Raw genomic sequence first — 26,010 nt, 5'->3', positions numbered from 1 at the left:
GTCGTCACTCCGGCACCCCGATCGGGGCCGATCCTTGCGCGGCCTTTTCCGCGCTGAGGATCCAGACCAGGCCGCCGATCGCGCCGACGATGAACAGCACCGCGCCGAACAGCAGCGAGACGTTGACGCCCTCGTCAGCGGCGAGCCCGGCGAAGCCGAATGCAAGGCTCATCGTGGCTTCACGCACGCCCCAGCCGGCGATCGAGATCGGCATCAAGGTGATCAGCATCACCGGCGGCACGAGCAGAAAGACGTCGCTGAAGCTGACCGGGGCCGCAATCGCCTGCACGACGCACCAGGCGATGACGACCGCCAGCACGTGGACCAGGATCGACAGGACCGCGATGATCGGCCCGCGGGCGGGGCTGAAGATCACGCGATTGGCGATCACCGCGCAGGCGTGAAGGTGATGCGTTGCCCACCAGGTTTTCAGCCAGCGCCATTTCAGCGCGCCGAAAATCAAAAAACCGAGTCCGCCCGCGAGCGCCGCGAAGTCGAGCAGCAGCAGCGCCGAGCGCCCGTGCGGATCGGTGATGAGGCTGTAGCTCCAGGGCAGGCTCGCGACGATGAGGATGGCGAGTGCGATCAGGCCGATCGCGCGATCGACGAAGATTGAGTAGGTCGCCGCACGCCATCCGGCGCCGGCGCGCGCGACCAGCCACAGCCGGACCGCGTCGCCGCCGATGGCGGACGGCAGCGTCTGGTTGAAGAAGGCGCCGATCACGTTGTAGCGCATGGCGCGGGCGAGCTCGAGCGGCGCGCCGCATGCGGCGCTGATCTCGCGCCAGCGCAGCACGCCGATGAAGATCTGCAGGAAGGTGACCGCGATCGCCAGGCCGATCCAGAGCAGGCTGGTCAGCGTGAAGCGCGAGAATAGTTCGGACAGGTCCACCTTGCGCAGCGCCAGATAGAGCAGCGCCGCGGAAATCAGGATCTTGGCCGCAGAAAGCAGGATTCGGCGCATCTCGCCCGCATCAACAGGGTTTGCTTAGATTGGAGGCAACCCGACGCGAGGCGCCGAATTCGGCCGCTTTGGTATGGTTTTGGCGCCGATCTTGCAATAGCCGTCGTAGGAGCCGTCGTAAAGGACGTTTGCAAAAGGGCGCTGTGATCGCCGGCCAGGCTATTGCGACCCCCACGAGGCCGCGGCTAAAGAGGCGCGGCGGACTGGATATTCCTTGGGAACAGGATGACGGATCAGGCGATTTTGGTCACGGGCGCTGCCGGCTTCATCGGCTTCCACGTCGCCCGGCAGCTCCTGGGCGAAGGCCGCACCGTCGTCGGGCTCGACAATCTCAACAGCTATTACGATCCGGCGCTGAAGCGGGCGCGCCTCGCGTTGCTGCGGAACGAGCCCCGCTTCTCCTTCGTCGAGGCCGATCTCGCCGACCGCGCGACGATCGCCGCACTGTTTGCGCAACACCGCTTTGAAAAAGTCGTGCATCTCGCGGCTCAGGCCGGCGTGCGCTACTCGATCGAGCACCCGCAGACTTACGCCGATTCCAATCTTCAGGGCTTTCTCAACGTGCTCGAGGGCTGCCGCAACAACGGCTGTCGTCACCTCGTCTACGCTTCGTCATCGTCCGTTTACGGCGCCAACACAAAAATGCCATTTGCGGTTGCGGACCGCACCGATCATCCGGTGAGCTTCTACGCGGCGACCAAGAAGGCGAACGAGGTGATGGCCCAGTCCTACAGCCATCTCTACCGGCTGCCGGTCACGGGCCTGCGCTTCTTTACCATTTACGGGCCGTGGGGACGGCCTGATATGGCCATGTTTCTGTTCGTAAACGCCATCCTGGCGGGCAAACCGATCCGTCTCTTCAACCATGGCAGGATGCGCCGCGACTTCACCTATATTGATGACGTGACGCGTGTCGTATCCAAGCTGATCGATCTTGTGCCTGCTGACGATCCGTCTGCCGCAAATGCGCCGTCAAAGCTCTACAATGTCGGCAATCACCACCCGGAGGAACTGATGCATGTCGTCGGTCTTCTGGAGCGGGAGCTGGGCCGGACGGCGATCAAAGAATTGCTGCCGATGCAGCCGGGAGATGTGCTGGAAACGTTCGCGGATGTCGAGGACCTGATGCGCGACACCGGCTTTGCGCCGTCAACGCCGATCGAGCAGGGGGTCCATAACTTTGTCACCTGGTATCGCGACTACTTCAAGGTTTGAGATGACGATGGACAAACGCATTATCCCCCTGATCATGTGCGGCGGCGCCGGCACGCGGCTGTGGCCGGCTTCGCGCGAAGTACGACCAAAACAGTTCCTGCCGCTGTTCGGCCCCCGCTCGACCTTCCAGGACACGCTGCTGCGCGTGTCTGATCCTGCCCTGTTCGACCGGCCGATCGTCATCACCAATGCGGCCTATCGCTTCATGGTGCTGGAGCAGCTCGCCGAGATCGGCATCGAGGCCGACGTGCTGCTCGAGCCGATGCGGCGCGATTCGGGCCCTGCGATCGCCGCCGGCGCAGTGTTCGCGCAGAACCGCGCCAGCGAAGCCATCGTGCTCGCGCTCGCCGCCGACCACGTGGTGCAAGACAACGCCGCCTTCGTCGCCGCCTGCCGCGAGGGCCTCGCCGCCGCGAATGCCGGGCGCATCGTCACCTTCGGCGTCAAGCCGGAGCGCCCCGCGACCGAATACGGCTATATCAACCCGGGCGAAGTGATCTCCGGCGAGGTGCATGCGGTGGCGCGTTTCGTCGAGAAGCCGGACGCGGTGAAGGCGTCCGACTACGTCAATTCCGGCTATCTCTGGAACAGCGGCAACTTCATGTTCCCGGCCAGTGTGCTGCTCGATGAATATCGCAGGGTCGATGTCGCGAGCATCGAGGCCGTGACCAATGCGGTCAACAATGCCGGCCGTGATCTCGGCTTCGTCACGCTGGAGCCGGAAGCCTTCGGTTCGGCGAGGGCAATCTCGATCGACTATGCCGTGATGGAGAAGACCGCGCGCGCTGCCGTGGTGCCGGTGTCGTGCGGCTGGTCCGACGTCGGCTCCTGGCTCGCGGTGTGGGAGCTGTCGGAGAAGGACGCGCAAGGCAACGCCGCGCACGGCACTGCGGTGTTCGAGGACTCCCGCAATTGCAACGTCACCACCGATTCCGCGCTCGTCGCGCTCGAAGGCGTCGACGATCTCGTGGTGGTCGCCACCGCGGACGCGATCCTGGTCTCGCGCCAGAAGGACGCCAACGGGCTGAAGCGCCTGGTGACCAAGCTGAAGGCGGTCGCACCGAAGGTCACCGAGGAGCACCTGAAGGTGCATCGGCCCTGGGGCAGCTATCAGTCCGTCGACAATGGCGAGCGCCACCAGGTCAAGCGCATCGTGGTGAAGCCGGGCGGGCGCCTGTCGCTGCAGAAGCATCACCATCGCGCCGAGCACTGGATCGTGGTGCGGGGCACGGCCCAGGTCACCGTCAACGAGACCGTGAAGACCGTGCACGAGAACGAGTCGATCTACATTCCGATGGGCGCCGTCCACCGGATGGAGAATCCCGGCAAGATCCAGCTGGAACTGATCGAGGTCCAGACTGGAAGCTATCTGGGGGAAGACGACATCATCCGGATTGAAGACGACTATCAAAGGTCGTAACCAGCAAACTCCGAATCACGCGACCCGGGCCGGAAGAGCGGTATCTTTTTCGGCTTAAGGCCCGGGGAACGTGTAATTTTTTGAATCAAATCGTGTCCGGATCGCTAGCTCCGCGTTCGCCACAAATGTGGCGGCCATGCTAGAAGCGGCGCCGGGGATTTGGGTTAAATCGGGGTTCCACCAGATGAGTTCCATAGGGTCTGTGGCGGCAAAGGCCGGCCTGCGTGTCGGCGTTATCGGCGCCGGCGTGATGGGCAGCAACCATGCGCGCGTGCTCGCGGGTCTTCCCGGCGTCACCCTGGTCGGGATCGTCGATCCCTCGCCGGCACACCGGACGCGCACCATCGAGCTTGCGACCTGTCAGGGCTTCGAGACGCTCGACGAGCTGCTCGCCGAAGGCGTCGATGCCGTCACCATCGCCGCGCCGACCCATCTGCACCACGACTTGGCGCTCGCCTGCATCGCCAGGAACATCCACGTTCTCGTGGAAAAGCCGATCGCCTCCACGGTCGAGGAGGGCCGCGAGATCGTCGCCGCCGCGCAAAAGGCCGGCGTCACACTGATGGTGGGCCATGTCGAACGCTTCAATCCTGCGGTCGCCGCGGTCAAGAAGGCGATCGCCGGCGAGGACATTCTCTCCATCGCGATCACCCGCGTCGGCCCGTTCCCGCCGCGCATGTCCAATGTCGGCGTCGTCATCGACCTCGCCGTGCACGATATCGATCTGATCCGCTGGTTCACCGAATCCGACATCGTCGAGGTGCAGCCGCAATTGTCGAGCGCCGTCGCCGAGCGCGAGGACATCGCGCTCCTGCAATTCCGCACCGCCAGCGGCGTGCTCGCCCACATCAACACCAACTGGCTGACGCCGTTCAAGGCGCGCAGCGTCACGGTCGCCACGCGCGGCAAATACGTGATGGGCGATCTGCTGACGCGCCAGGTCACCGAATGCTTCGGCTTCCAGCCTGACGGCAGCTATTCGATGCGGCATCTGCCGGTCGGTCATGACGAACCGCTGCGCGCCGAACTGCTCGCGTTCCTCAAGGCGGTGCGTGACGGCGAAACGCCGGCGGTCACCGGCGACGAAGGCGTCGCCAGCCTCGAGATCGCCACGCAGTGCCTGGAGACGCCAACGCGACCTGCCGCCACGGCGCCTGCCCGCAAGGGCCCGCGCCGCGTCGCCGGCTGATCCTTATCCATGTCGATCACGCAAGAAGGCACCAAGAACCAGACCATGAACCAGCATCTGCGGTCCGAACCCATTCCCTTCATCGACGTCGGCGCACAGCGCCGCCGGCTGGGCGCCTCGCTCGATGCAGCCGTGAAACGGGTTCTCGATCATTGCCAGTTCGTCAACGGCCCCGAGGTGTTCGAGCTCGAGAAGCAACTCGCGGCCTATTGCGGCGCCAAGCACGTGATCGGCTGCGCCAGCGGCACCGATGCGATCCTGATGGTGATGATGGCGAAGAATATCGGGCCCGGCGATGCCGTGTTCTGTCCGTCCTTCACCTTCATCGCGACCGCCTCGCCGGTGGCGCGGACAGGCGCTACGCCCGTCTATGTCGACGTGGACGAGGCCACCTTCAACATGAGCCCGGAGTCGCTGAAGCGCGGCATCGCGACCGCTCGCAAGGCCGGGCTCAAGCCGGCGGCAGTGATTCCGGTCGATCTGTTCGGCCAGCCCGCCGACCACGACGCCATCGCCGAGATCGCCAGGGCCGAAGGCCTGTTCGTGCTCGACGACGCAGCCCAAGGCTTTGGCGCCAGCTACAAGGGCCGCAAGCTCGGCACCTTCGGGCACGCCACGGCGACCAGCTTCTTCCCGGCCAAGCCGCTCGGCTGTTTTGGCGACGGCGGCGCCATCTTCACCGATGACGACGAGCTCGCGGCCACGCTGCGCAGCATCCGCGTGCACGGGCAGGGCGTCGACAAATACGACAACGTCCGCCTCGGCCTCACTGGCCGGCTCGACACCATGCAGGCCGCGGTCCTGATCGAGAAGCTGAAGATCTTCGACGACGAGGTCGCCGCCCGCAACAAGGTTGCGGAGCGCTACGCACGCGGCCTGAGCAACGTTGTGACCGTGCCGCGCCTCAGCCCCGGCAACACGTCGGTGTGGGCGCAGTACACGATCCGTCTGCCTGAAGGCACCGACCGCGACGGCTTTGCCGCCGCGCTGAAGGCTCAGGGCGTGCCGACCGCGATCTATTACGGCAAGTCGATGCATCAGCAGACCGCCTACAAGCAATATCCGGTCGCAGAGGGCGGCCTGCCTGCTTGCGAGAGCCTGTCCCAGGACGTCATCAGCCTGCCGATGCACGCCTATTTGACCGAGGCTGACCAGGAGCGGGTGATCGCTGCAGTCCGCGGCGCGCTGGCGGGGTGAATCTTTCCCTCTCCCCTTGTGGGAGAGGGTGGCTCGCCGCGCGAGCGGCGAGACGGGTGAGGGGTCTCTCTCCGTCTGGAATGCTGGGAGAGAGACCCCTCACCCAATCGCGTTTGTCTCTACCTGCGGCGCTGCCCTCTCCCACAAGGGGAGAGGGCACAGCAATGCGCATTTCTAGTCGGGCGCTCGTCTTTTTTGATCACGTCAACTTCAAAGCCTTATCGTTAGGCTGATAAGTCTCTAAAACAGACGCATGCTCGGACGCATCTTCACGGTTGGTGGATACACGCTGCTCTCGCGGGTGACGGGGTTTGCGCGCGACATCATGCTCGCGGCGATCCTGGGCGCAGGCCCCGTGGCAGATGCCTTCTTCGTGGCGCTGCGGCTGCCCAATCATTTCCGAGCGATCTTCGCCGAGGGCGCCTTCAACGCGGCGTGGGTGCCGGCCTACGCGCATGTCCATGGCGAGAAGGGCGAGGCGGCGGCAAAACTCTTCGCGGACCGCATCTTCACGCTGCTCCTGGCTTCGCAGGTGGTGCTGCTGATCGTCGCCTGGCTGTTCATGCCGCAAGCGATGAGCATCTTGGCGCCCGGCTTTTCGGAGGACGCCGAGCAACGCAAGCTCGCGATAGAGCTCACCCGGATCACCTTTCCCTATCTGCTGCTGATCACGCTCGTCACGCTCTATGGCGGCATGCTCAACGTGATGCAGCGCTTTGCCAGCGCTGCGGCCGCCTCGATCTTTCTCAACGTCGCGATGATGATGACGCTGGCGGTGGCCGTCTGGTTTCCGACCGCGGGGCACGCGGCAGCCTGGGGCGTGCTGATCTCCGGCTTCCTGCAATATTTCCTGCTCGCTGGCGATCTCGCCCGCCACGGCGGCCTGCCGCGTTTCGCGCCGCTCAAGCTCGACGAAGACGTGCGCGGCTTCTTCAAGGCGCTCGGCCCTGCGACGCTGGGATCGATGGGCACGCAGGTCGCGCTATTTGCCGACACCATCATCGCGACCTTCCTGCCTGCCGGCGCGCTATCGGCGCTCTATTACGCCGACCGTCTCAACCAGCTGCCGATCGGCGTCATCGGCATCGCGATCGGCACGGTGCTGCTGCCGGAGATGTCGCGGCGGATCACGGCCAGCGACCATGATGGCGCAATGCGGGCGCAGCGCCGCGCATTCGACTTCACGCTGCTGTTCTCGGTGCCATTCGTCGCCGCCTTCATCACCGTGCCTGACGAGATCATGCGTGCCCTGTTCGCGCGCGGCGCGTTCTCGCAAGCCGATGCGGTTGCCGCAGGCAATACGCTCGCTGCCTATGCCATCGGTCTCATTCCCTTCGTGCTGATCCGCAGCGCCGTCGCGACCTTCTATGCGCGCAAGGACACCGCGACGCCGGTCCGCGCGTCGCTGACCGGCATCGCCGTCAACGTCGCGCTGAAGCTCGCCTTGATGGGATCGCTCGCCCAAATCGGCCTCGCGCTCGCCACCGCCGTCGGCGTTTGGACCAATCTCCTGCTGGTGCTCTACTTCGCAGTGCGGCGAGAATTCCTCGTGCTGGATCGGGCGTGGCTCTTGTCGCTCATCAAATTCTTCGTGACCGGGATTATCCTCGCGGCCACCTTCTGGCTGATCGCGCGCTTCAGCGGTTCTATCGTCGGCGCAATGCACTTCCGGGACGAGTTGACGCTTGCCTTGCTGGCCATCGGAGGAACGATCGTCTACGCGCTCGCGATCCTCATCCTGTTCGGCCGCAATTGGCTGGTCGCGTTGGTGCGCAAGTAGTTTTTATTGCCCAACCCGTTTGCCTTGCCAGTTTTTCCACGGCAATATGCTACCAAAACAACCATAGGACGGGAAAAGACAATGGCGGCTCCCATCAAGTTCGGCGTTGGCCAAAGCGTGCTGCGCAAGGAGGATGATGCGCTCATCCGCGGCAAGGGCCGCTATACCGACGACTATTCGCCGCAGGCTGCGCTGCGCTGCCTGATGCTGCGCTCGCCGCATGCGCATGCCAAATACACCATCGATGTGAGCCGCGCCCGCGGGCTCCCCGGCGTCGCGCTGATCCTCACCGCGGATGACGTGGGGGATCTCGGCAATCTGCCGTGCCTGTTCAACCTCGAGACCGATCCCTTCACCGGCCCGCCTTACCCGATCCTCGCCAAGGACGAGGTGCGCCATGTCGGCGATGCCATCGCCTTCGTCGTTGCGGACACCATCGACCAGGCCCGTGACGCGATCGAGGCGATCGAGGTCAAATGGAGCCCGTTGCCGGCCGTGACCGGCGTCGTCAACGCCGTCAAGAAGGGCGCGCCGCAAGTCTGGCCCGACAAGGCCGGCAACGTGCTGTTCGACGTCTCGATCGGCGACAAGGCGGCCACCGAAGCTGCCTTTGCCAAGGCGCATGCGGTCGCCGAAATCTCCATCGTCAATCCGCGCGTGGTCGCGAGCTTCATGGAGACGCGCGCCGCGGTCTGCGAATACGACGCCAAGCGCGACCATCTGACGCTGACGATCGGCAGCCAGGGCAGCCATCGCCTGCGCGACATCCTCTGCCAGAACGTGCTCAACATCCCCACCGACAAGATGCGGGTGATCTGCCCCGATGTCGGCGGCGGCTTCGGCACGAAGCTGTTTCCCTATCGGGAATACGCCCTGATGGCGGTCGCGGCGCGGCAGCTGAAGAAGGCGGTGAAGTGGGCGGCGGACCGCACCGAGCATTTCATGGGCGATGCACAGGGCCGCGACAACGTCACCACCGCGAAGATGGCGCTGGCCGAGGACGGCAAGTTCCTCGCGATGGATTGCGACCTGATGGGCGACATGGGCGCGTATCTCTCGACTTTCGGTCCCTATATCCCGCATGGCGGCGCCGGCATGCTGCCCGGCCTCTACGACATCCAGGCGTTCCACTGCCGGGTGCGCACCATCTTCACCCACAGCGTGCCGGTCGATGCCTATCGCGGCGCGGGGCGGCCCGAGGCGGCCTACGTCATCGAACGTCTCGTCGATGCCTGCGCGCGGAAGCTCGACATGACGCCGGATGCCATCCGGCGCAAGAATTTCATCCAGCCGAAGGCGCTTCCTTACAAGACCGCGACCGGCAAGGTCTACGATTCCGGCGACTTCGCCGCGCATCTCAAGCGCGCGATGGAGATCGGGGAATGGAAGGAGTTTGGCAAGCGTGCCAAGGCGGCCAAGAAGAACGGGTTGATCCGCGGCATCGGCCTTGCGAGCTATGTCGAGATTTGCGGCGTGATGGGTGAGGAGACGGCCAATGTCCGCCTCGATCCCAGCGGCGACGTGACCGTGCTGATCGGCACGCAATCAAGCGGGCAGGGCCACCAGACCGCCTATGCGCAGATCGTCGCCGAGCAGTTCGGCCTGCCGCCGGAGCGCGTGCATATCCGCCAGGGCGACACCGAGGAGATCGCGACGGGCCTCGGCACCGGCGGCTCGGCCTCCATTCCCACCGGCGGCGTTTGCGTGGAGCGCGCTGCGGGCGATCTGGGCAAGAAACTGAAGGAGTTCGCCGCGCAGGCGCTGGAGGCAAGCGCAGGCGACCTCGAGATCACCGACGGTGTGATCCGGATCGCCGGCACCGACCGCTCGATCTCCTTCGCGGACCTTGCCAAGCGTCCCGGCGCCGATCCGTCGAAGCTGAACGGCAGCGCGACCTTCGCCAGCGCCGACGGCACCTATCCGAACGGCACGCATTTGGCGGAGGTCGAGATCGATCCGGCCACCGGCATCATCAAGATCGTCAACTACGTGATTGTCGACGATTTCGGCAAGACGCTCAATCCGCTGCTGCTTGCGGGCCAGGTGCATGGCGGCGCCATGCAGGGTATCGGCCAGGCCCTGATGGAGCAGGTGGTGTATGGCGCGGGCGATGGTCAGCTCATCACCGCGACCTTCATGGACTACGCGCTGCCGCGCGCCGCGGACGGGCCGGCCTTCGTGTTCGAGACCGCCAACGTCCCCTGCAAGACCAATCCGCTGGGCGTGAAGGGGGCGGGCGAGGCCGGCGCGATCGGCTCCTGTCCGGCCATCGTCAACGCCATCGTCGATGCGCTCTGGCGCGAATACAAGATCGACCACATCGACATGCCGGCAACGCCCGAGCGGGTGTGGATCGCGATCAACGAGCATCATCGGCGCCACAGCCTCTAGTCCGAGATCCTCCCGCGCGGGCGGGAATAAACGCCCCGCGCGGGGTTCTATCCATGATGGGTCCCGACTTCCCCTGAAGCCGGTGAAGCATGCCCTGAACGTCTCGAGAGCCGGAGAAACGAGCCAATGAAGCGAACGATGATTGTCGCGGGCGTCCTCGTGCTGGGCGCAGGCGCCGTAATGGCGCAGCAGGAGATTGCCGTCCAGCAGGACAATCTGATGCGCTCGATCGCCAAGAACCAATATGGTGTCATTCAGAAGATGACCAAGGGCGAGATCCCCTTCGACAAGAAAGCTGCCGATCAGGCCATTGCCAGCATCGAGGCGGACGTTGCCAAGATCGCGAAGACCTTCGAGATCAATCCCAAGCAGGACGTGGTGAACGCGACCTATGGCTCGTCGCCAAAGGTCTGGCAGAACAAGGCCGATTTCGACTCCAAGATTCCACCCGTGCAGAAGGCGATCGCCGACGCCAAGGGCAAGATCACCGACGTTGCGAGCCTGAAGGCGGCCTACACCACGATCAATGATCGCTGCAACGATTGCCACGATACCTATCGGGTGAAGTTGAAATAGCTGGGCAGAGCCCATAGCCCGGATGAGCGCAGCGATATCCGGACAACTGCCAGCTCGGCCGGTCTTGCCGGATATCGCTTCGCTCATCCGGGCTTCGAGACTCAGTCGCGCAGTTCAACGGGAAATTCCGTGCGCAAGGTCTGACGTTCCGCAGGCGGAGCGGCTATCTATGCTTCAGTTGCCGCGGCGTTGACGAGAGCTGTCGGAACCCAGCGCATCCGCTCCGATTGCCTCATCAATGCGAAGACCACAGCGCCGCGAGCGAACCAACAGCGAGGCAGGGCCATGGTAAAACCGTTCCCGTCGAAGACCCACATCGGCAACCACATGCTGCATCCGGAAACCCTGATGCTGACCTATGGCTATGATCCGCAATTGTCGGAAGGCGCCATCAAGCCGCCGGTATTCCTGACCTCGACCTTCGTGTTCAAGACCGCCGATGACGGCCAAGACTTCTTCGATTTCGTCGCCGGCCGGCGCGAGCCGCCGGAGGGCATGGGTGCAGGCCTGGTCTATTCACGCTTCAATCACCCCAACAGCGAAATCGTCGAGGATAGGCTCGCGATCTACGAGCGCACCGAGAGCTGCGCGCTGTTCTCGTCCGGCATGGCGGCGATCGCAACCACGATCCTCGCCTTCGTCCGCCCAGGCGACGTCATCCTGCACTCGCAGCCGCTCTATGGCGGGACAGAAACCCTGCTGACGAACACGCTTGCGCGTCTGTCGATCGGCGCCGTCGGTTTCGCCGACGGCATCGACGAGGCGGCAGTCAAGCAGGCTGCGGAGGAGGCCATGGGCAAGGGGCGCGTTTCGATGATCCTGATCGAAACTCCGGCAAATCCGACTAACGGACTGGTGGACGTCGCGATGATGCGCCGTGTCGCCGAGGCGATCGGAAAGACGCAAGGCGACACGCCGATCATCGCCTGCGACAATACGCTGCTCGGGCCGGTGTTTCAGCGGCCGATCGAGCACGGCGCGGATGTTTCCCTGTACTCGCTCACGAAATATGTCGGTGGTCATTCCGACCTGATTGCGGGTGCAGCGCTCGGCTCCAAGGCGCTCATGAAGGGCATCAAGGCGCTGCGCGGCGCCATCGGCACCCAGCTCGATCCGCACTCATGCTGGATGATCAACCGGTCGCTGGAGACACTGAGCCTGCGCATGGAAAAGGCCAATGCGAATGCGCGCCTCGTCGCGGACTTCTTGCGCGATCACGCCAAGGTGGCGAAGGTCCATTATCTCGGTCACCACGAAGAGGCGTCTGCCGCGGGCCGCGTGTTCGCACGGCAGTGCCTGGGGGCGGGCTCGACGTTCTCCTTCGACATCGTCGGCGGCAAGGATGCGGCCGTCAAATTCCTCAACGCGCTGCAAATCTTCAAGCTCGCGGTCAGCCTCGGCGGAACGGAGTCGCTCGCCAGCCTGCCGGCGACCATGACCCATTCCGGCGTTCCCGCCGCCATCCGCCAGAAGATCGGCGTGCTCGATTCCACCATCCGGCTGTCGATCGGCATCGAGAATCCGTCGGACCTGATCGCCGACCTTGCGCAGGCGCTGAACGCGGCTTGAGCGTGGCGAGAATTGAAAAGGCCGGACGCCCCCTCCAGCGCCCGGCCTTCGCCGACGAAGCCGCGTTGAGAGCCTACTTCGTCACCTGGCCGCGGATCTCGCCGCCCGGATTCGCCGCGGTGTGGATGTTGATGTAGTACTTGCCGCCGAGCAGATCTGCGGCCTGCGCGTCGGTGAGCGTGGCTTCGCCCTTCACGGGGCTTGAAGCCGCATTCGGGATCGGGACGGCAACGCCGGCATTCTTGCCGGCCTCGGCAGGCCCGTGGAAATGCGCGGCGGTGGCAGGCCCGGAGAGGCCCGAGTAGGTGACGGTCCAGGACAATTTCTTGCTGGCGGCGTCATAGTCCAGGTCGGCCGTTCCGGTGGCGCTGCTGGTGTTTGGCGGCACTTCGGCCTTGCCATCCAGCGCCGCCTTCAGCTTTTCAGCGCTGGCGGGGCCGGCGAATGCGACCGCAGCGCCGAAGGCCAGCGTGGCGAAAAGAGCTTTATTCATGGGGTTCTCCCTGTTGACGCCTGATTGCTGTCAACCTGCAAACAGTGCGTCTGCGACTTTATTCCCACGGTCGGGCCAAACCATCTAAATTAATCGTGGCTGGAGCGGGCACGGAATATCCGTAAGCTCGTGGTCCTGACGGAATGCTTCGATGCTGCGACGAGCGATGCTTGCTGTCCTGATCGCCATGGTTGTGGCGTTCGGAGTCTATTGGTGGCTGACCATGCCAGCCGCCATGGCGGTGCCGGCCGCAACGCGTGCGCCCGATCTCGCCAACGGGAAGGAGCTGTTCAACGCCGGCGGCTGTGCGTCCTGTCATGCCGTGCCGAACCAGGACGATCGCCTGCGGCTCGGCGGCGGCCTGCCGCTCCGCTCGCCGTTTGGAACGTTCTACGTTCCCAACATCTCGCCGGATCCCAATGACGGCATCGGCCGCTGGAGCGAGAGCGATTTCGTCAACGCCGTGATGCGCGGCATCTCGCCCGATGGCAAGCACTACTTCCCCGCTTTTCCCTACACCTCGTATCATCTCGCGAAGGTCGACGATGTCCGCGATCTCTTCGCCTACCTCAAGACGTTGCCCGCCGTGCAGGGCAAGTCGCGTGATCACGACGTGCCGTTTCCATTCGATATCCGGCGCAATGTCGGCATCTGGAAATTACTGTTCATGAATACCGGGTCGTTCGTGCCGGACGCGTCGCGTTCGGAGCAATGGAATCGCGGTGCCTATCTCGTCAACGCATTCGGCCATTGCGCCGAGTGCCACAGCCCGCGCAATGCGCTCGGCGGCATTATCCGCAGCCAGCGCTTCGCCGGCGGTCCCAATCCGGAAGGGGAGGGCTGGGTCCCGAACATCACGCAGAAAGGCATCGGCACGTGGAGCGAAAAGGACATCGCCGACTTTCTCGAGACCGGCGACATGCCCGAGGGCGACAGCGCCTCCGGCGCGATGCGTCCCGTGATCAAGAATCTGGCGCAGCTGACGGCGGAAGATCGTGCCGCGATGGCTGCCTATCTGAAGTCGCTGCCGCCGGTGGACGGACCGACGCCGCCCAAGCGCAAGGAAGGAAGCTAGCGCAGCCGCGCTAGCCCGCGCCGAACGCCTTGAAGGTGATGATGGTGAGGGTGTCCTGGATGCCCGGCAGCACCTGCACCTTCTCGTTGACGAAGTGGCCGATGTCGGTGTCCTTGTCGACGTAGAACTTCACCAGCAGGTCGTATTGGCCGGCCGTGGAGTAGATCTCGGAGGCGATCTCGGCTTCGGCGAGCGCGTTGGCGACCACATAGGACTGGCCGAGCTTGCATTTGATCTGGACGAAAAAGGGAACCATCGCGGTCACTCCGAAAGCACATCTGGCCGGCTAATAGGCCAAACCCGGCCGGGTTTAGCAAGCGGCCGGCCGCCTGTACAAGCCGCCAGGCGCAGGTCCGCCGCTCAGGAGGCGACAGCCGCAGCCGTGAATGCATCCCGAAGCCGCTGCGCCAGCTCGACCTTGCGATAGGGCTTGGTCAGCACGATTGCCTGCGCATGCGCGCGGCCCTGCTCGACCAGGGTCTCCAGTGCATAGCCCGAGGTGAACAGGACGGGCAGCGAGGGGCGAATCCGCCGCGCCTGATCGGCGAGATCCCAGCCGCTCATGCCACCGGGCATCACGATGTCGGTGAACAGCAGGTCGATGCCGGGATCGGTGCGCAGCTGCTGCAAGGCCTCCTTGCCGTTGACCGCGGCGACGACGCGATATCCGAGTGCTTCAACCCTGCGGATGACGGAGGAGCGAACGAACGGATCGTCTTCCGCGATCAGGATCGTCTCGTATCCGCGCAGCGCTGTGTCCTCGCCCTCCGCAAGATCCGCCTGCGATTGTCCCGCCGCGGCGCGCGGCAGGTAGATCCGGACCGTGGTCCCCAGGGCCGGCTCGCTGTAGATCGAGACATGGCCGCCGGACTGCTTGGCGAAGCCGTAGACCATGCTGAGGCCGAGGCCGGAGCCTTTGCCGACCTCCTTGGTGGTGAAGAACGGTTCGAAGGCGCGTGCGCTGACGTCAGGCGTCATGCCTTCGCCGTCGTCGGTGACCGAGATCAACGCGTAAGCGCCGGACGCGACTTCGGGATGAAGCGCGCGATAATCGTCGTCGATCGCGGTCAGCTCCGTGCTCAGCGTCAGATGTCCGCCTGCCGGCATGGCGTCCTGCGCGTTGAGCGCGAGATTGAGCACGGCCGATTCGAGCTGGGCGCGATCGGCAAAGGCCGTGATCGTGCCGGGGCCCGAGCTCGTCCTGATCTCGATGTCTTCGCGCAAGGTCCGCTTGAGCAGCTTGAACATGGAATCGAGCAGGCCGCGGCAATCGATCATCTGCGGCTGGAGCAATTGGCGCCGGCTGAAGGCGAGCAGCCGCTGCGTCAGCTCGGCGCCCCGTTCGCCCGACTGGCAGATGTCGTCGGCAAAGCGCCTGAGGTCGGGCCTGGCCTTGAGCTGCTCGCTGAGATGCTCGGCGTTGCCGATGATCACGGTGAGCAGATTGTTGAAATCGTGCGCGATGCCGCCGGAGAGCTGACCGACCGTCTCCATCTTCTGCGCCTGCTGCAGCTGCTGCTCGGTGAGCTTGCGCGCGGAGAGGTCGTGGATGATGCCGACGAAGATCAACTCGCCGTCCTGCCGCGCCTGACCCACCGACAGGTCCATCGGGAAGGTCGATCCATCCTTGCGCAGGCCGACGGATTCGCCGCCGGTCGCGAAATGCCGCGTGGCATTGTCGGACGAAGCGTCCGCCTCGGGCATCAACATGCTGACGTTCCAGCCCATGACCTCATCGGCCTGGTAGCCGAACAGGCGCTCGCAGGCCGGATTGAACAGCAGGATGCGGTCCTGCGCATCGAACAGGATGACCCCGTCGACCGCGGTCTCGACGATCGCGGTGAGCCGGGCCACGCTGTCGCGCATCGCGCGCTGGGCATCGCTGACCTGCTGCAGCAGAAGCGTCGCGTCCCGGCTCTTGATCTCCTCCTCCTCGAGCGCGGCCTGGACCTGCCGCAACTCGAACGGAGAGGGAATGGCGAGGATCTTCGGCAGCAGCGGCCAGAGCGCAGCGGCGGTGAAGACGGAGGCGACCGCCGTGGCCGCCTTGAGGAGGCCCTCGATGCCGTAGATCGGGACCCAGAGCGTGTAGATCGACAGCACATGGGTCAGGCCGCAGGCCATGATGAAGATCGCGAACGCCCAATAGACCCAACCGAATTTGAGGTCGCGCCGCTTGGTGACGAGGATGGCGAGGGCAAACGGGATGGAAAAGTAGGCGGCCGCGATGCAGGCGTCGGCGACCACATGGAGCCAGACCAGCTGGGGTTCCCACAGCAGGCAGATGCCGTGCGGCGAGAACGTCGAGGAGTCGAGGAGACGTTGAAAATAGGCCCACATAATTCCACCCGGGGAGACGCGCGGGCCGGGGGCGGCTCGCGCGATTGGCGTCCTTGGACGATTCCACCACCTAACGTCTCACTCATCGGTGTGGACGCCAAGGGCAGGCTGGCAAAGCCATGGCGCGGCTCGCTTTTCAAGCCCGCCCGATTGCGGGGGAGATGCGGCGACGGTCGCAAGCGGTGCGTGGCAGCGAATCATCGCTGCCGCGCTTGCTGGGGTTCCGCAGGCGCGCTAGGACAGGTCATGACGTCCACCAGCAGATGCATCCCGCGATGACGACCCCGGTCGCACTCACCATCGCCGGCTCGGATTCGAGCGGCGGCGCCGGCATTCAGGCGGACCTGAAGACGTTTGCCGCGCTCGGCGTCTATGGCGCGTCCGCCATCACGGCGCTGACGGCGCAGAACACGCGTGGCGTCACGGGCATTCACGCCGCGCCGGCGGAGTTCGTCACCGCACAGATCGATGCGGTGTTTTCCGATCTCGACGTTGGCGCCGTGAAGATCGGCATGGTGGCCCAGGTCGCCAGCATCGAGGCGATCGCGAGCGCATTATCGCGCTGGGCGCCGCGCCACGTGGTGCTCGATCCCGTGATGGTGGCAACCTCCGGCGACCGGCTGCTCGCCGCCGAAGCGATCGAAGCGTTGCGCACGCGACTGATTCCGCTGGCCTCGGTGATCACGCCGAACCTGCCCGAGGCCGCCGCGCTGCTCGACGAGCCCGTGGCGGCGAGCGAGGCTGCAATCGAAAGCCAGGGGCGCCGGCTGCTGGCGCTCGGCTGCCGTGCCGTCCTGATCAAGGGCGGGCACGGCGAGGGCGCGGAGAGCACCGACTATCTGATCGATGCCGACAGTACGATCGCGCTCGCTGCGCCCCGCATCGCCACCGGGAATACCCATGGCACGGGCTGCTCGCTGTCATCGGCGATCGCGGCGGGCCTCGCCAAGGGCGAGGCGCTCGAGCAGGCCGTGCGCAACGCCAAGGCCTGGATCACCGCGGCGATCGCGGCCGCCGACCGCTTCAGCGTCGGCCACGGCCACGGACCGGTCCATCATTTCCACAAGTTCTATTGAAGCGGGTAAAGCCTGAACGCACGCCTCGTCCTTCGAGACGACCGCCTCAGCGGTCTCCCGATGAGGCCAAGCAGCACGGCACATCGAAACTGCTGCCGCCCATTCAGTCCTCATCCTGAGGGGCCCGCCTTAAGCGGGCGTCTCGAAGGATGGCAGCAGTGCCAGTCTCAAAAGGGAGCTCGGACCAATACGGGCAGCCCCTGCGGCGCCATGTCGCCTGATTGTCGCATGCGACTGATATTCGCGGGCAGGGCGAGGCGAGGTTTGATTCGTATCCGCGGGTGCCTCAAGGGTTCAATCGGTCATCTCCCTGTCACGGGACATTGTTACGGGTTGGCGCATGGGAAGTTACGATGTGAGTGACGAGAGCCCGGAGCGGCGCTTTCGCACGTTGTTCATCTCCGACGTCCATCTCGGAGCCCGCGGTTCCCAAGCCGATCTTCTGCTCGACTTCCTGCGCTACCACGACGCCGACACCATCTATCTCGTCGGGGACATCGTCGACGGCTGGGCGCTGAAATCGAGCTGGCACTGGCCGCAATCGCACAACGACCTCGTCCAGAAGCTGCTGCGCAAGGCGCGCAAGGGCGCCAAGGTCATCTACATTCCCGGCAATCACGACGAATTCCTGCGCAATTATTACGGCACGCATTTCGGCGGCATCGACGTCGTCGAGAACACCGTCCATACCGGCGCCGACGGTAAGCGCTATCTCGTCATCCATGGCGATATCTTCGATCTCGTGGTGCAGAACGCGCGCTGGCTCGCCCATCTCGGCGACAGGGCCTACGACTTCGCGATCCAGATGAATCGCTTCGTCAACTTCTTCCGCCGCCTGTTCGGCGTGCCCTATTGGTCGCTGTCGCAATGGGCCAAGCAGAAGGTGAAGAACGCCGTCAACTATATCGGCGCTTTCGAGCAGGCGCTCGCCGCCGAGGCGCGGCGCCACGACGCCGACGGCGTGATCTGCGGCCACATCCACTACGCCGTGATCCGCGACGAAGGCGGCATCCGCTACATGAATTGCGGCGACTGGGTCGAGAGCTGCACGGCTCTCGTCGAGCACGACGACGGCCATTTCGAGATCATCACCTGGGCGGACCAGCTTCAGAAGCCGGCAGCCGTCCCGCAGGTCGCGGCAAGAGCTGCGTGACGAGAGCCGCCTGATGCGCATCCTGGTCGCGACCGACGCCTGGCACCCGCAAGTCAACGGTGTGGTTCGGACGCTGACCAAGCTCGCCGACGCCGGCAAGAGCCTAGGCGTCGAGTTCGCGTTCCTGACGCCGCAATCGTTCCGCACCTTCGCGATGCCGAGCTATCGCGACGTCCGCCTCGCCATGCCGCGCCCGGCGCGCATCGCGAAGCTGATCGAGGAAGCGCGCCCGGACAGCATCCACATCGCGACGGAAGGTCCGATCGGCCTGATGGTCCGCCGCTATTGCCGCCAGCGCAAGCTGCCGTTCACGACCAGCTTCCACACCCGCTTTCCCGAATATGTCCGCGCCCGCGTGCCGGTGCCGGGCTCGCTGATCTGGCGGGCGCTGCGCCGCTTCCACAGTCCCAGCCGGGCCGTGATGGCGGCAACGCCCGCGCTCGCCCGCGAGCTGACGGAGCGCGGCTTCGACAATGTCGTGCTGTGGCCGCGCGGCGTCGACACGCAGCTGTTCCATCCGCGACCCGTCGATCTCTGCCTGCCCGCGCCGGTATTCCTGTCGGTCGGCCGGGTCGCAGTGGAGAAAAATCTCGAGGCGTTCCTCGATCTCGACCTGCCCGGCACGAAGGTGATCGTCGGCGACGGTCCGGCGCGCGCCGCACTCGAAGAGGCCTATCCCGAGGCGATCTTCCTCGGTGAGAAGCACGGCGAGGGGCTGGCTGAAATCTATGCCGCGGCCGACGTCTTCGTGTTCCCGAGCAAGACCGACACGTTCGGCCTGGTCCTGCTGGAAGCGCTCGCGAGCGGCCTGCCGGTGGCCGCCTTCCCGGTGAAGGGCCCCCGCGACGTGATCGGCAATGCGCCGGTCGGCGTCCTCGATCACGATCTGCGCAACGCTTGCCTCGCCGCGCTTGGCATCTCCCGGCAGGATTGCGTCGCCTTCGCCGCAAATTACACCTGGGAAGCCTCGGCCCGGGTCTTCATTGACAGCATTCATGCCGTCGGCGCGGTGCTGTCTGGCCCGAACGGCGCGGAACAGCCGCGCTTTGTGGCCTGATTGGGAAGAAACCTCTCGCGGAGGTGTCTTGCCCGGTCCTCATTGGCCGCGATAACATTCCGCCATGACCGAACAGCTCCTCCCGGTCGGCCCTGCCGACATCGATGCCGCGGCGCGTGTGATCGCGCCTTACGCGATCCGCACCCCGCTGTTGTCTTTTCCCGTGCTCAACGAGCGTGTCGGCGCAAAGGTGTTCCTGAAGCCGGAGATGCTCCAGCGCACCGGCTCCTTCAAGTTCCGCGGCGCCTTCAACAAGGTGTTCTCGATCCCGCAGGACAAGCGCGCCGGCGGCGTCGTCGCGTTCTCCTCGGGCAACCATGCTCAGGGCGTGGCTGCCGCGGCGAAGATCCTCGACATGCAGGCGACCATCGTGATGCCGGCGGATGCGCCGCTGTCCAAGCGCGAGCGCACCAAATCTTACCGCGCCGAGGTCGTGCTGTACGATCGCGACCGTGACGACCGCGAGGCGATCTCGCGCGGCATCGCCGAGAAGCGTGGTGCGACGCTGGTCAAGCCGTACGACGATCCCTTCGTGATTGCGGGGCAGGGCACCGCCGGCCGCGAGATCGCGGAGGACATGGCGGGCCTCGGCCTTGCCCCCGACATCGTGGTGGCGCCGGCCTCCGGCGGCGGCCTGATCGCCGGTGTCGCGACCGCCGTGAAGGCGCGTTATCCGCAAGCGCAGATCGTCGTGGCCGAGCCCGAAGCGTTCGACGATCACGGCATTTCGCTGAGCGCGGGCCACCGTGAGCCGCATCCGCCGGCGGGCCGCACCATCTGCGACGCACTGATGGCCTTGATGCCCGGCGAGATGACGTTCGCGATCAACAGCAAGCTGCTGGCGCGCGGCGTCACCGCATCGGACAAGGAAGTCGGCGCGGCCGTCGCCTTCGCCTATCGCGAGCTCAAGCTTGTGGTCGAGCCCGGCGGCGCCGTCGGCCTTGCCGCGCTGCTCGCCGGCCGCCTCGACGTCGCAGGGAGGAATGTCGTCATCGTGCTCTCCGGCGGCAATGTCGATGCGGATTTGTTCGCAGAGCTGGTGGCGTGATCTCTTACTAGTCCCGCTTCGCCTCTTCCCACTTGTAGTAACCACGTGTGGGATGAGTGTTGGGCACACTATGTGCCCACAGGCGTCATGGCCGGGCTTGTCCCGGCCATCCACGCCCTTCCATGCAGCACAAAGAACGTGGATGCCCGGGACAAGCCCGGGCATGACGATCTCTTCTGGGTTTGCAAGTGGAGCGCAGACTGGCCTCGCGCGAGTTCCCTCACATGAAGAAAGGGCAGAGCGTCGTCGCTCTGCCCTTTGGTGTTGTTAGTTCGAACTTGCCGCTTGCTCGGTGCAATCTCTCCGGCTTGCGGGCGAGGTCGGCGCACCTTCCTCGTGGCAATCAGCGCATGAAGCCGCCGCGACGGTTGCCTCCGCTATTCATGCTCGGCGCCTGGTTCATCGACTGCCGGAAGTTGTTGTTGCTGCTGACCATGCCGCTCGGCATCGTGTTGAGCTGCGGACGGCGGTCCACATTGTTCTGCATCTGCACCTTGTTCACTGGAGCGTTGTTGATCTTCACGCCGTTGGTGATGCGGATCGGACGGTTCTGCGTCTGACCGTTGACGGGCTTCGAGTCGATGTTCGAGCCACCCTTATCGACATTCACCGGCATGCCGACGATCTTGCCGGGCCTGCGGTTGTTGCCGTTCGGCGTGGTGTTGGTCGCAGGCAGGGTCACGATCTTGCCGCCGCCATTGGCGTTGGTCGTGTTGGTCGGCGCGGGCAGGGTGACGATCTTGCCCGGGGTCTGCGACGGCGCGCCGTTCGGCTGGTTGTTGCCCAAGGGCAGTTTGGCGATCGGCCCGCCATTGCCGAGCTTGCCGATGTTGCCGTCGATCGGCTTCTGCACGATCGGCAGATTGCCAGTGATCTGCGCGCCGCCATTGCCGGGCATCACCGGCATGTATTTGGGCTGACCGAGATTGCCGATCTTGAGCGTCGGGGCAATGGTCTGCGGCGCCAGGAACTTGGTCGCCTGCATCAACGGGATCTGCTTCGGCTGCACCTGCAGCTTTAGCGCTATTTGCGCATAAGGGCTGTTGCCGTAGCTATCATAGAAGCTCTTGTAGCCGAGCGGCGAGTTCGCGAGCACCGCCTTGTGCCAGGCCTGCGTGAGCAGGAGGTTGTTGAGCAGCCAGCGGATGTGGTCGCACAGCGGATCGTGCGGGTACATCCGGATGAACTCCTGATAATACTCCGGCCGGCCCTCGGACACGACGTAGTCATAGGCCTGGCGGGTCGAGCGACTCGGCAGGTTGGAGGCCATCTGCACCACCGGCGCTTTCACCGGGGCGCGGTTGGCGGCAACGGCTGTGTCACCGAAGAAGGTGAAGTCGGACGTCAAGGACGAGCTCTCCCACGGGATCTGCGCGCCGCTGGTGGTCTGGTTGACCTGGAGGCGCACACGCTTGAACAGCTGCTCGATCGGAACGTTGGGCTCGCGCGCGACGTTCAGGAACGCCTGGGTGTAGGGGCTGTGACCACTGGTGCCGTCGAGCGCCTCGGCGCCCGGCGCAGTCGAGTAGCCGACGATCGAGCCGTTCGGCGCATCGACGATGGCGAGGCCCCGGCCGGCGTCGTTGACCTCGGGGAACGGGTTGTTGCGGCAGGCGTCGAGGATCACGATGCGCATGCGGCTCGGGATCGTCTCCAGCGTCGACATCACGTCGACCAGACGCACGGAATTGTTGACGAGCTCGGTCGGGCTGGACACCTTGGCGTCGACGGGAACGAGATAGTTCTCGCCGGCGAGCTGCACGCCGTGGCCGGCATAATAGACCATCGCCACCGTGTTCGGGCCGCGCGAAGCGACCTTGGCGGAGAAGTCCTGGACCACGCGAAGCATGTCGTCCTGGGTCAAATCGGTCGCGGCGACCACTTCGAAGCCGGCGGAATTCAGGAATTGCGCCATCGACTGCGCGTCATCGTCGGGGTTCGCGAGCTGCGGCGCGTTCTTGTAGTTCGCATTGCCGATCACCAGCGCCACCCGCTGCTCCGGGCCTTGCAGCGCGGTGGGGGCCGGCTGGACCGGGGCGACTTGCGCGGAAACGGGCCCGCAGCTGAAGCCGAACAGGCTTCCCAGCAGGCTGGCCGTCATCAGGAAAGGCTTTAGGCGGAACATGGCGTGCTCCTTTGGCACTCATCTCGATGCGAGATTGGTTGCGAGCAAGCCTGACCGCGTTCGAGCGTGCGGTCCGTGATCCCAGTCACCATGGCGGCAGACGTGATCTGAATCACGTTGGGAACCTGCTATGGTGAACGACCGATTGGGAGGAAGTCCGTCACATGCTGAAATCGATCGATCCGATCCTGACGCCCGACCTGCTCTGGCTGCTCGCCGCCATGGGCCACGGCGACGACCTCGTTTTCGTCGACGCCAACCACCCGGCGACCCGTATTGCCGCGGCAACGTCCTCGCAGCGCCTGATCCAGCTGCCGGGCATAAACATGGAGACGGCTGCCCGCGCCATCATGTCGGTCTATCCACTCGACGATTTCGATCCCGATCCGGTGCGCGTGATGATGCCGGTCGACGATCCCGACCGCGTGCCCGAGGTGCAGCGGGCCGTGCTGGCCGAGATCGAACGCGCGGCCGGCAGCGTCGTCACGCCCGGCAAGCTCTCACGTTCGGATTTCTATCGCGCCGCGGCCGCAGGCTTCGGCGTGGTGCAGGTAGGGGACAGCCGGGGCTATGGCTGCTTCCTGATCAGGAAGGGCGTGATCAGCTAGGGGACATCACCAGCTCTGAGGGCCAGCCGATCCGGACCAGCAGACCGTCAGGTCCGTTGATGCCGAATTCATACATGCCCCATTCGCGATGACGCAGAACGCCGCCGGGACGGATGATCAAATCGTCCACGCGCGCAGCGATGGCCTCGACCTCGGGCGTGCGAATGAAAATGCCGAATGGATTGTGCTCGGGCACCCGCCAAGGGTCCTCGCCGGCTTGCGTGAGATGCACCTCGCAACCCCAACCGGCCATGATGACGTAGCCGGCATCGCCGCCGCCACGCGCGAAGCCGAGACGTTCCCAGAACGGAATCGCGGCGAGAAGGTCGTTGCTCGGAATAATGGCGAATGCGCCGACGCGCGGGGTTTCAGACATTCGTCCCTCCGGAACATGCAAGCCGTCCACTGCTGTGCTTTGCATGCTTATCGCGAGAGCACGATGAGCAGAAGCGGCGAAAAGCCTCGCACCCGAATTTGAGTGGCCTTCTCGCATCCGCCTGTCTATGGTCGATCCATGTCTCGCCTGATGTGTCTATTCGTCGCCGTCATCCTGTCTCTGCTGCCCGCCACAGCACCCGCTGAGCCAGTTCAAAAGCGCCCCAAGCCGGTCTGGAAAGGCTATGGCTTCCTGCCTGGCTATCGGCAGCCGCTGAGCAACAGCATTCCGCTCTACAAGCAGAAGGACGCGATGCGCCGCCTGTCGCGCGCCGACCGGCGCCATTGGTACATCGACCCGGTTCTGCAGTACTACCGTTGGGACGGCGAGTGGCACTATTTCGGCCGCCCCGGCTTCAACGGCGGCCGTTACAATGGCGGCAGTTTTGGTCCGTGCTGGACGCGCACGCCAATCGGGGCGGTGTGGAATTGCGGGTGATGGGCGCGGTGACGCTTGCAGTGACGCGGGTGTAAGCAGCGCGCTCTACTCTACGACCGTCACCCTGAGGTGCTCGCCCCTTCGGCGAGCCTCGAAGGGCGACAGCCCCGCTGCATCGGAGCCGCGCATCCTTCGAGGCTCCCCGCACGATGCTGCGCATCGTGCGCCTCGCACCTCAGGATGACGGAGCTGATAGTCACGTTGTTGCGCTCGCAATGATGCTGCGGAGAGAGCCGGCCTCAACATTTCTCTCGTGCCCCGGCTCAGCAGCGCAGCGCTTCTTCAGCGATGCGCTGCTGAGCCGGGGCCCATTGTTGCTGAAGAGTTCGTGGCCTCTGGGTCCCGGCTCTGCGCTGCAACGCTGACGCGTTGCCGCTTGTCCGGGACACGGTGCTGAGCCTTACGAAAAGAACGCGATCTTCTCGGCCTGGGTCATGCGGCGGATCGGACCGAGCGGGTCGTTGGCGGCGGCTCGCGGCCTTTGCAGGATGCCGCTGGCGAGGATGGTGGCACCGAGGGAGGGCTCGGGCGAGGACAGGGGCGAAGGCATCGGCAGAGTCGCGTTCGGCGCGACGCCGAGCGTTGCCGTCGCGGCCATCGCCGGCGCCTGCTGCTCCATCACCTCGGCGGCGGCTTCCGCGATGGCGTCGGTGAGGCGGGCGAGCGAGTCCATCGCGATCGGCGCGTCCGCGGCGGGCTCTTCCGCGACCGCCGCGACGACCGGCTCTGGCGCGACCGGCTGCGGCGGCTCCGCAGCAATGGGAGTTGCGACCTCTACAGCCATCGGTTCCGGAGCGGCCGCCGCCATCTCCACCGGTTCGATGATCTCGTCGAACTCAGGATCGGGCGCGGCCATCTCCAGCGCGATAGCGTCCAGGATGGCTTCGTCTTCGGCTTCCGCGGCGGCATCGAGCGAGAACTCGTCGGTGACTTCCGCGAAGGCGGCGGTCTCTGCGACCGGCTCTTCAAACGCAACGCCTCGAGGCGCGGCTGCTTCACGTGCCGCGTCTTCGAGTTCGGCTTCGCCCAGTCTGACCGGGCTTTCGGCCGCGATGTCTGGCGCGAGGGCGATCTCCATCGCTTGCTCGGCGATGGCGGTCGTATCGGCGACGTCAGCTGCTTCGACGGCGGCGCCGGTCTCGGGAGCTGCTGCGACGTCTTGCGGCGTCTCCGTAAAAGCCACGGGGGCTTCGCTCGCCGCCGCGCCAAGCGCGACCTCTGCAGGCGGCACGTCCGCCGTTGACGACGGCGCCTCTTGCCTGGGAGCTGCCGCGGCCTGCGGCGTTGCGTCGCCGTCGAGTTGCTCAACGCGATCCTTCAGCAGATCGAAGGCGGCCTTGAGCTCGACGCGGGGATCGATGGTCGAAATCTGGCCGCAGGCAGCCTCGATCGAGGCCAGCTGCGAATCAATGAGGTCGCAGATCCGCCCGTCGGCGCCGATCTCGCGCCAGCGCCAGGAGATCTCCTTGATGATGCGCACCCCGCGCGGGATCGGCGCGAGGCTCGCCTCGATCGCCGCGGGATCGAACGCCGCGATCGCGATCGTCTCGGCCTCGCGGATGGCGCGGCGGATCTCGACCAGCGCTTCGGGCAGGCGGTCCTCGACGACCGGTTGCCGCTGTGCCGCAAGGGTTTCTTCGATTTTCGCGACCGCATCGAGCACCATGCGGGTGTCGGCATTGCGGTTGCGCTTGGCGTATTCGCCGAGGAACCAGCGGCCGCGCGCGGTCTCCATGAAGGCTTCGCGGATCGCGTCGTAATCCTGCTCGTTCGGCTCGGCCGCGCGGGCAGACATGGGCGAGAGGGCGAATGCTTCGTTGGCCATGACAATCTCGTCGCGCAAATCAGTACGCGTTACTG

At 65.1% G+C, this 26,010-nt stretch carries 22 protein-coding genes; 15 read left to right on the top strand and 7 right to left on the bottom strand.

Going from position 1 to position 26,010, the window contains the following annotated elements; all coding sequences use genetic code 11:
* Window positions 1–4 precede the first annotated feature (4 nt).
* Window positions 5–964: a lysylphosphatidylglycerol synthase transmembrane domain-containing protein gene (locus tag BCCGELA001_RS25265; RefSeq protein WP_008555036.1), complete on the bottom strand. Its 960-nt coding sequence runs from the start codon at window positions 962–964 to the stop codon at window positions 5–7.
* A 225-nt stretch (window positions 965–1,189) separates the two neighbouring features.
* On the opposite strand from BCCGELA001_RS25265, the gene BCCGELA001_RS25260 reads away from it, so the two are divergent.
* The 8 genes from BCCGELA001_RS25260 (at window position 1,190) to BCCGELA001_RS25225 (ending at window position 12,301) form a co-directional block, all read left to right on the top strand.
* Window positions 1,190–2,179, top strand: a complete 990-nt coding sequence (locus tag BCCGELA001_RS25260; protein WP_060736589.1) for an NAD-dependent epimerase — start codon at window positions 1,190–1,192, stop codon at window positions 2,177–2,179.
* Window positions 2,180–2,186: 7 nt separating this feature from the next.
* Entirely contained in the window at window positions 2,187–3,599 is a 1,413-nt protein-coding gene (locus BCCGELA001_RS25255) for a mannose-1-phosphate guanylyltransferase/mannose-6-phosphate isomerase (RefSeq protein WP_060737825.1), read from the top strand.
* A gap of 184 nt (window positions 3,600–3,783) precedes the next feature.
* Window positions 3,784–4,788: a Gfo/Idh/MocA family protein gene (locus tag BCCGELA001_RS25250; protein WP_060736588.1), complete on the top strand. Its 1,005-nt coding sequence runs from the start codon at window positions 3,784–3,786 to the stop codon at window positions 4,786–4,788.
* Between the two features lie 9 nt (window positions 4,789–4,797).
* Window positions 4,798–5,985 carry a DegT/DnrJ/EryC1/StrS family aminotransferase gene (locus tag BCCGELA001_RS25245; protein ID WP_236840749.1) on the top strand — a complete coding sequence of 396 codons (1,188 nt, stop codon included), beginning with the start codon at window positions 4,798–4,800 and terminating at the stop codon, window positions 5,983–5,985.
* A 253-nt stretch (window positions 5,986–6,238) separates the two neighbouring features.
* The gene (murJ, locus tag BCCGELA001_RS25240; RefSeq protein ID WP_060736587.1) at window positions 6,239–7,765 is read left to right on the top strand and encodes a murein biosynthesis integral membrane protein MurJ; all 1,527 of its coding nucleotides are present in this window, start codon (window positions 6,239–6,241) and stop codon (window positions 7,763–7,765) included.
* Between the two features lie 81 nt (window positions 7,766–7,846).
* Entirely contained in the window at window positions 7,847–10,156 is a 2,310-nt protein-coding gene (locus tag BCCGELA001_RS25235; RefSeq protein ID WP_008554999.1) for a xanthine dehydrogenase family protein molybdopterin-binding subunit, read from the top strand.
* 126 nt (window positions 10,157–10,282) lie between these two features.
* Window positions 10,283–10,732, top strand: coding sequence for a c-type cytochrome (locus tag BCCGELA001_RS25230; RefSeq protein ID WP_060736586.1), 450 nt, complete (start codon window positions 10,283–10,285; stop codon window positions 10,730–10,732).
* Between the two features lie 285 nt (window positions 10,733–11,017).
* The gene (locus BCCGELA001_RS25225) at window positions 11,018–12,301 is read left to right on the top strand and encodes a cystathionine gamma-synthase family protein (protein ID WP_060736585.1); all 1,284 of its coding nucleotides are present in this window, start codon (window positions 11,018–11,020) and stop codon (window positions 12,299–12,301) included.
* A 73-nt stretch (window positions 12,302–12,374) separates the two neighbouring features.
* Here BCCGELA001_RS25225 and BCCGELA001_RS25220 read toward each other — a convergent pair whose 3' ends face one another.
* Window positions 12,375–12,794, bottom strand: a complete 420-nt coding sequence (locus BCCGELA001_RS25220) for a CHRD domain-containing protein (RefSeq protein ID WP_008554993.1) — start codon at window positions 12,792–12,794, stop codon at window positions 12,375–12,377.
* Window positions 12,795–12,945: 151 nt separating this feature from the next.
* On the opposite strand from BCCGELA001_RS25220, the gene BCCGELA001_RS25215 reads away from it, so the two are divergent.
* Window positions 12,946–13,869, top strand: coding sequence for a c-type cytochrome (locus BCCGELA001_RS25215; protein WP_060736584.1), 924 nt, complete (start codon window positions 12,946–12,948; stop codon window positions 13,867–13,869).
* 10 nt (window positions 13,870–13,879) lie between these two features.
* On the opposite strand, the gene BCCGELA001_RS25210 is transcribed toward BCCGELA001_RS25215, so the two are convergent.
* Window positions 13,880–14,125, bottom strand: a complete 246-nt coding sequence (locus BCCGELA001_RS25210; protein ID WP_008554991.1) for an Lrp/AsnC ligand binding domain-containing protein — start codon at window positions 14,123–14,125, stop codon at window positions 13,880–13,882.
* Window positions 14,126–14,229: 104 nt separating this feature from the next.
* Window positions 14,230–16,209 carry a PAS domain S-box protein gene (locus tag BCCGELA001_RS25205; RefSeq protein ID WP_060736583.1) on the bottom strand — a complete coding sequence of 660 codons (1,980 nt, stop codon included), beginning with the start codon at window positions 16,207–16,209 and terminating at the stop codon, window positions 14,230–14,232.
* A 275-nt stretch (window positions 16,210–16,484) separates the two neighbouring features.
* Here BCCGELA001_RS25205 and thiD point away from each other — a divergent pair, with 275 nt between their 5' ends.
* From thiD to BCCGELA001_RS25185, 4 genes are all read left to right on the top strand, one after another.
* Window positions 16,485–17,285, top strand: a complete 801-nt coding sequence (gene thiD / locus BCCGELA001_RS25200) for a bifunctional hydroxymethylpyrimidine kinase/phosphomethylpyrimidine kinase (protein ID WP_060737823.1) — start codon at window positions 16,485–16,487, stop codon at window positions 17,283–17,285.
* A 340-nt stretch (window positions 17,286–17,625) separates the two neighbouring features.
* On the top strand, window positions 17,626–18,438 hold the full coding sequence (locus BCCGELA001_RS25195; protein WP_060736582.1) for a UDP-2,3-diacylglucosamine diphosphatase: 813 nt from the start codon (window positions 17,626–17,628) through the stop codon (window positions 18,436–18,438).
* Between the two features lie 13 nt (window positions 18,439–18,451).
* A complete protein-coding gene (locus BCCGELA001_RS25190) occupies window positions 18,452–19,495 on the top strand; it encodes a glycosyltransferase family 4 protein (RefSeq protein ID WP_008554978.1) in 1,044 nt (347 codons plus the stop codon).
* Between the two features lie 64 nt (window positions 19,496–19,559).
* A complete protein-coding gene (locus tag BCCGELA001_RS25185) occupies window positions 19,560–20,543 on the top strand; it encodes a threonine/serine dehydratase (RefSeq protein WP_060736581.1) in 984 nt (327 codons plus the stop codon).
* A 343-nt stretch (window positions 20,544–20,886) separates the two neighbouring features.
* Here BCCGELA001_RS25185 and BCCGELA001_RS25180 read toward each other — a convergent pair whose 3' ends face one another.
* Window positions 20,887–22,668: a caspase family protein gene (locus tag BCCGELA001_RS25180; protein WP_060736580.1), complete on the bottom strand. Its 1,782-nt coding sequence runs from the start codon at window positions 22,666–22,668 to the stop codon at window positions 20,887–20,889.
* Window positions 22,669–22,832: 164 nt separating this feature from the next.
* Between BCCGELA001_RS25180 and BCCGELA001_RS25175 the strand changes: the two genes are divergently transcribed.
* Window positions 22,833–23,276: an RbsD/FucU family protein gene (locus BCCGELA001_RS25175; RefSeq protein ID WP_060736579.1), complete on the top strand. Its 444-nt coding sequence runs from the start codon at window positions 22,833–22,835 to the stop codon at window positions 23,274–23,276.
* On the opposite strand, the gene BCCGELA001_RS25170 is transcribed toward BCCGELA001_RS25175, so the two are convergent.
* Entirely contained in the window at window positions 23,269–23,652 is a 384-nt protein-coding gene (locus tag BCCGELA001_RS25170; protein ID WP_008554958.1) for a glyoxalase/bleomycin resistance protein, read from the bottom strand. The two genes, BCCGELA001_RS25175 and BCCGELA001_RS25170, sit on opposite strands and share 8 nt — an antisense overlap.
* A 138-nt stretch (window positions 23,653–23,790) precedes the next feature.
* On the opposite strand from BCCGELA001_RS25170, the gene BCCGELA001_RS25165 reads away from it, so the two are divergent.
* Window positions 23,791–24,150, top strand: coding sequence for a hypothetical protein (locus BCCGELA001_RS25165; protein WP_060736578.1), 360 nt, complete (start codon window positions 23,791–23,793; stop codon window positions 24,148–24,150).
* Window positions 24,151–24,550: 400 nt separating this feature from the next.
* Here the strand turns inward: BCCGELA001_RS25165 and BCCGELA001_RS25160 are convergent, their stop codons facing one another.
* Window positions 24,551–25,975: a hypothetical protein gene (locus tag BCCGELA001_RS25160; protein ID WP_060737822.1), complete on the bottom strand. Its 1,425-nt coding sequence runs from the start codon at window positions 25,973–25,975 to the stop codon at window positions 24,551–24,553.
* Window positions 25,976–26,010: the final 35 nt, after the last annotated feature.

This window comes from Bradyrhizobium sp. CCGE-LA001 (genome assembly GCF_000296215.2).
Lineage (GTDB): Bacteria > Pseudomonadota > Alphaproteobacteria > Rhizobiales > Xanthobacteraceae > Bradyrhizobium.
This window is presented reverse-complemented; position numbering and strand designations above follow the sequence as displayed.

Bases quoted from the DNA above. Each gene is read 5' to 3' on its own strand.
- BCCGELA001_RS25175 (WP_060736579.1), top strand. From the start codon at position 22,833: ATGCTGAAATCGATCGATCCGATCCTGACGCCCGACCTGCTCTGGCTG.
- BCCGELA001_RS25255 (WP_060737825.1), top strand. From the start codon at position 2,187: ATGGACAAACGCATTATCCCCCTGATCATGTGCGGCGGCGCCGGCACG.
- BCCGELA001_RS25250 (WP_060736588.1), top strand. From the start codon at position 3,784: ATGAGTTCCATAGGGTCTGTGGCGGCAAAGGCCGGCCTGCGTGTCGGC.
- BCCGELA001_RS25170 (WP_008554958.1), bottom strand. From the start codon at position 23,652: ATGTCTGAAACCCCGCGCGTCGGCGCATTCGCCATTATTCCGAGCAAC.
- murJ (WP_060736587.1), top strand. From the start codon at position 6,239: ATGCTCGGACGCATCTTCACGGTTGGTGGATACACGCTGCTCTCGCGG.
- BCCGELA001_RS25235 (WP_008554999.1), top strand. From the start codon at position 7,847: ATGGCGGCTCCCATCAAGTTCGGCGTTGGCCAAAGCGTGCTGCGCAAG.
- BCCGELA001_RS25180 (WP_060736580.1), bottom strand. From the start codon at position 22,668: ATGTTCCGCCTAAAGCCTTTCCTGATGACGGCCAGCCTGCTGGGAAGC.
- BCCGELA001_RS25245 (WP_236840749.1), top strand. From the start codon at position 4,798: ATGTCGATCACGCAAGAAGGCACCAAGAACCAGACCATGAACCAGCAT.
- BCCGELA001_RS25220 (WP_008554993.1), bottom strand. From the start codon at position 12,794: ATGAATAAAGCTCTTTTCGCCACGCTGGCCTTCGGCGCTGCGGTCGCA.
- BCCGELA001_RS25195 (WP_060736582.1), top strand. From the start codon at position 17,626: ATGGGAAGTTACGATGTGAGTGACGAGAGCCCGGAGCGGCGCTTTCGC.
- BCCGELA001_RS25190 (WP_008554978.1), top strand. From the start codon at position 18,452: ATGCGCATCCTGGTCGCGACCGACGCCTGGCACCCGCAAGTCAACGGT.
- thiD (WP_060737823.1), top strand. From the start codon at position 16,485: ATGACGACCCCGGTCGCACTCACCATCGCCGGCTCGGATTCGAGCGGC.
- BCCGELA001_RS25225 (WP_060736585.1), top strand. From the start codon at position 11,018: ATGGTAAAACCGTTCCCGTCGAAGACCCACATCGGCAACCACATGCTG.
- BCCGELA001_RS25210 (WP_008554991.1), bottom strand. From the start codon at position 14,125: ATGGTTCCCTTTTTCGTCCAGATCAAATGCAAGCTCGGCCAGTCCTAT.
- BCCGELA001_RS25165 (WP_060736578.1), top strand. From the start codon at position 23,791: ATGTCTCGCCTGATGTGTCTATTCGTCGCCGTCATCCTGTCTCTGCTG.
- BCCGELA001_RS25260 (WP_060736589.1), top strand. From the start codon at position 1,190: ATGACGGATCAGGCGATTTTGGTCACGGGCGCTGCCGGCTTCATCGGC.
- BCCGELA001_RS25185 (WP_060736581.1), top strand. From the start codon at position 19,560: ATGACCGAACAGCTCCTCCCGGTCGGCCCTGCCGACATCGATGCCGCG.
- BCCGELA001_RS25205 (WP_060736583.1), bottom strand. From the start codon at position 16,209: ATGTGGGCCTATTTTCAACGTCTCCTCGACTCCTCGACGTTCTCGCCG.
- BCCGELA001_RS25215 (WP_060736584.1), top strand. From the start codon at position 12,946: ATGCTGCGACGAGCGATGCTTGCTGTCCTGATCGCCATGGTTGTGGCG.
- BCCGELA001_RS25265 (WP_008555036.1), bottom strand. From the start codon at position 964: ATGCGCCGAATCCTGCTTTCTGCGGCCAAGATCCTGATTTCCGCGGCG.
- BCCGELA001_RS25160 (WP_060737822.1), bottom strand. From the start codon at position 25,975: ATGGCCAACGAAGCATTCGCCCTCTCGCCCATGTCTGCCCGCGCGGCC.
- BCCGELA001_RS25230 (WP_060736586.1), top strand. From the start codon at position 10,283: ATGAAGCGAACGATGATTGTCGCGGGCGTCCTCGTGCTGGGCGCAGGC.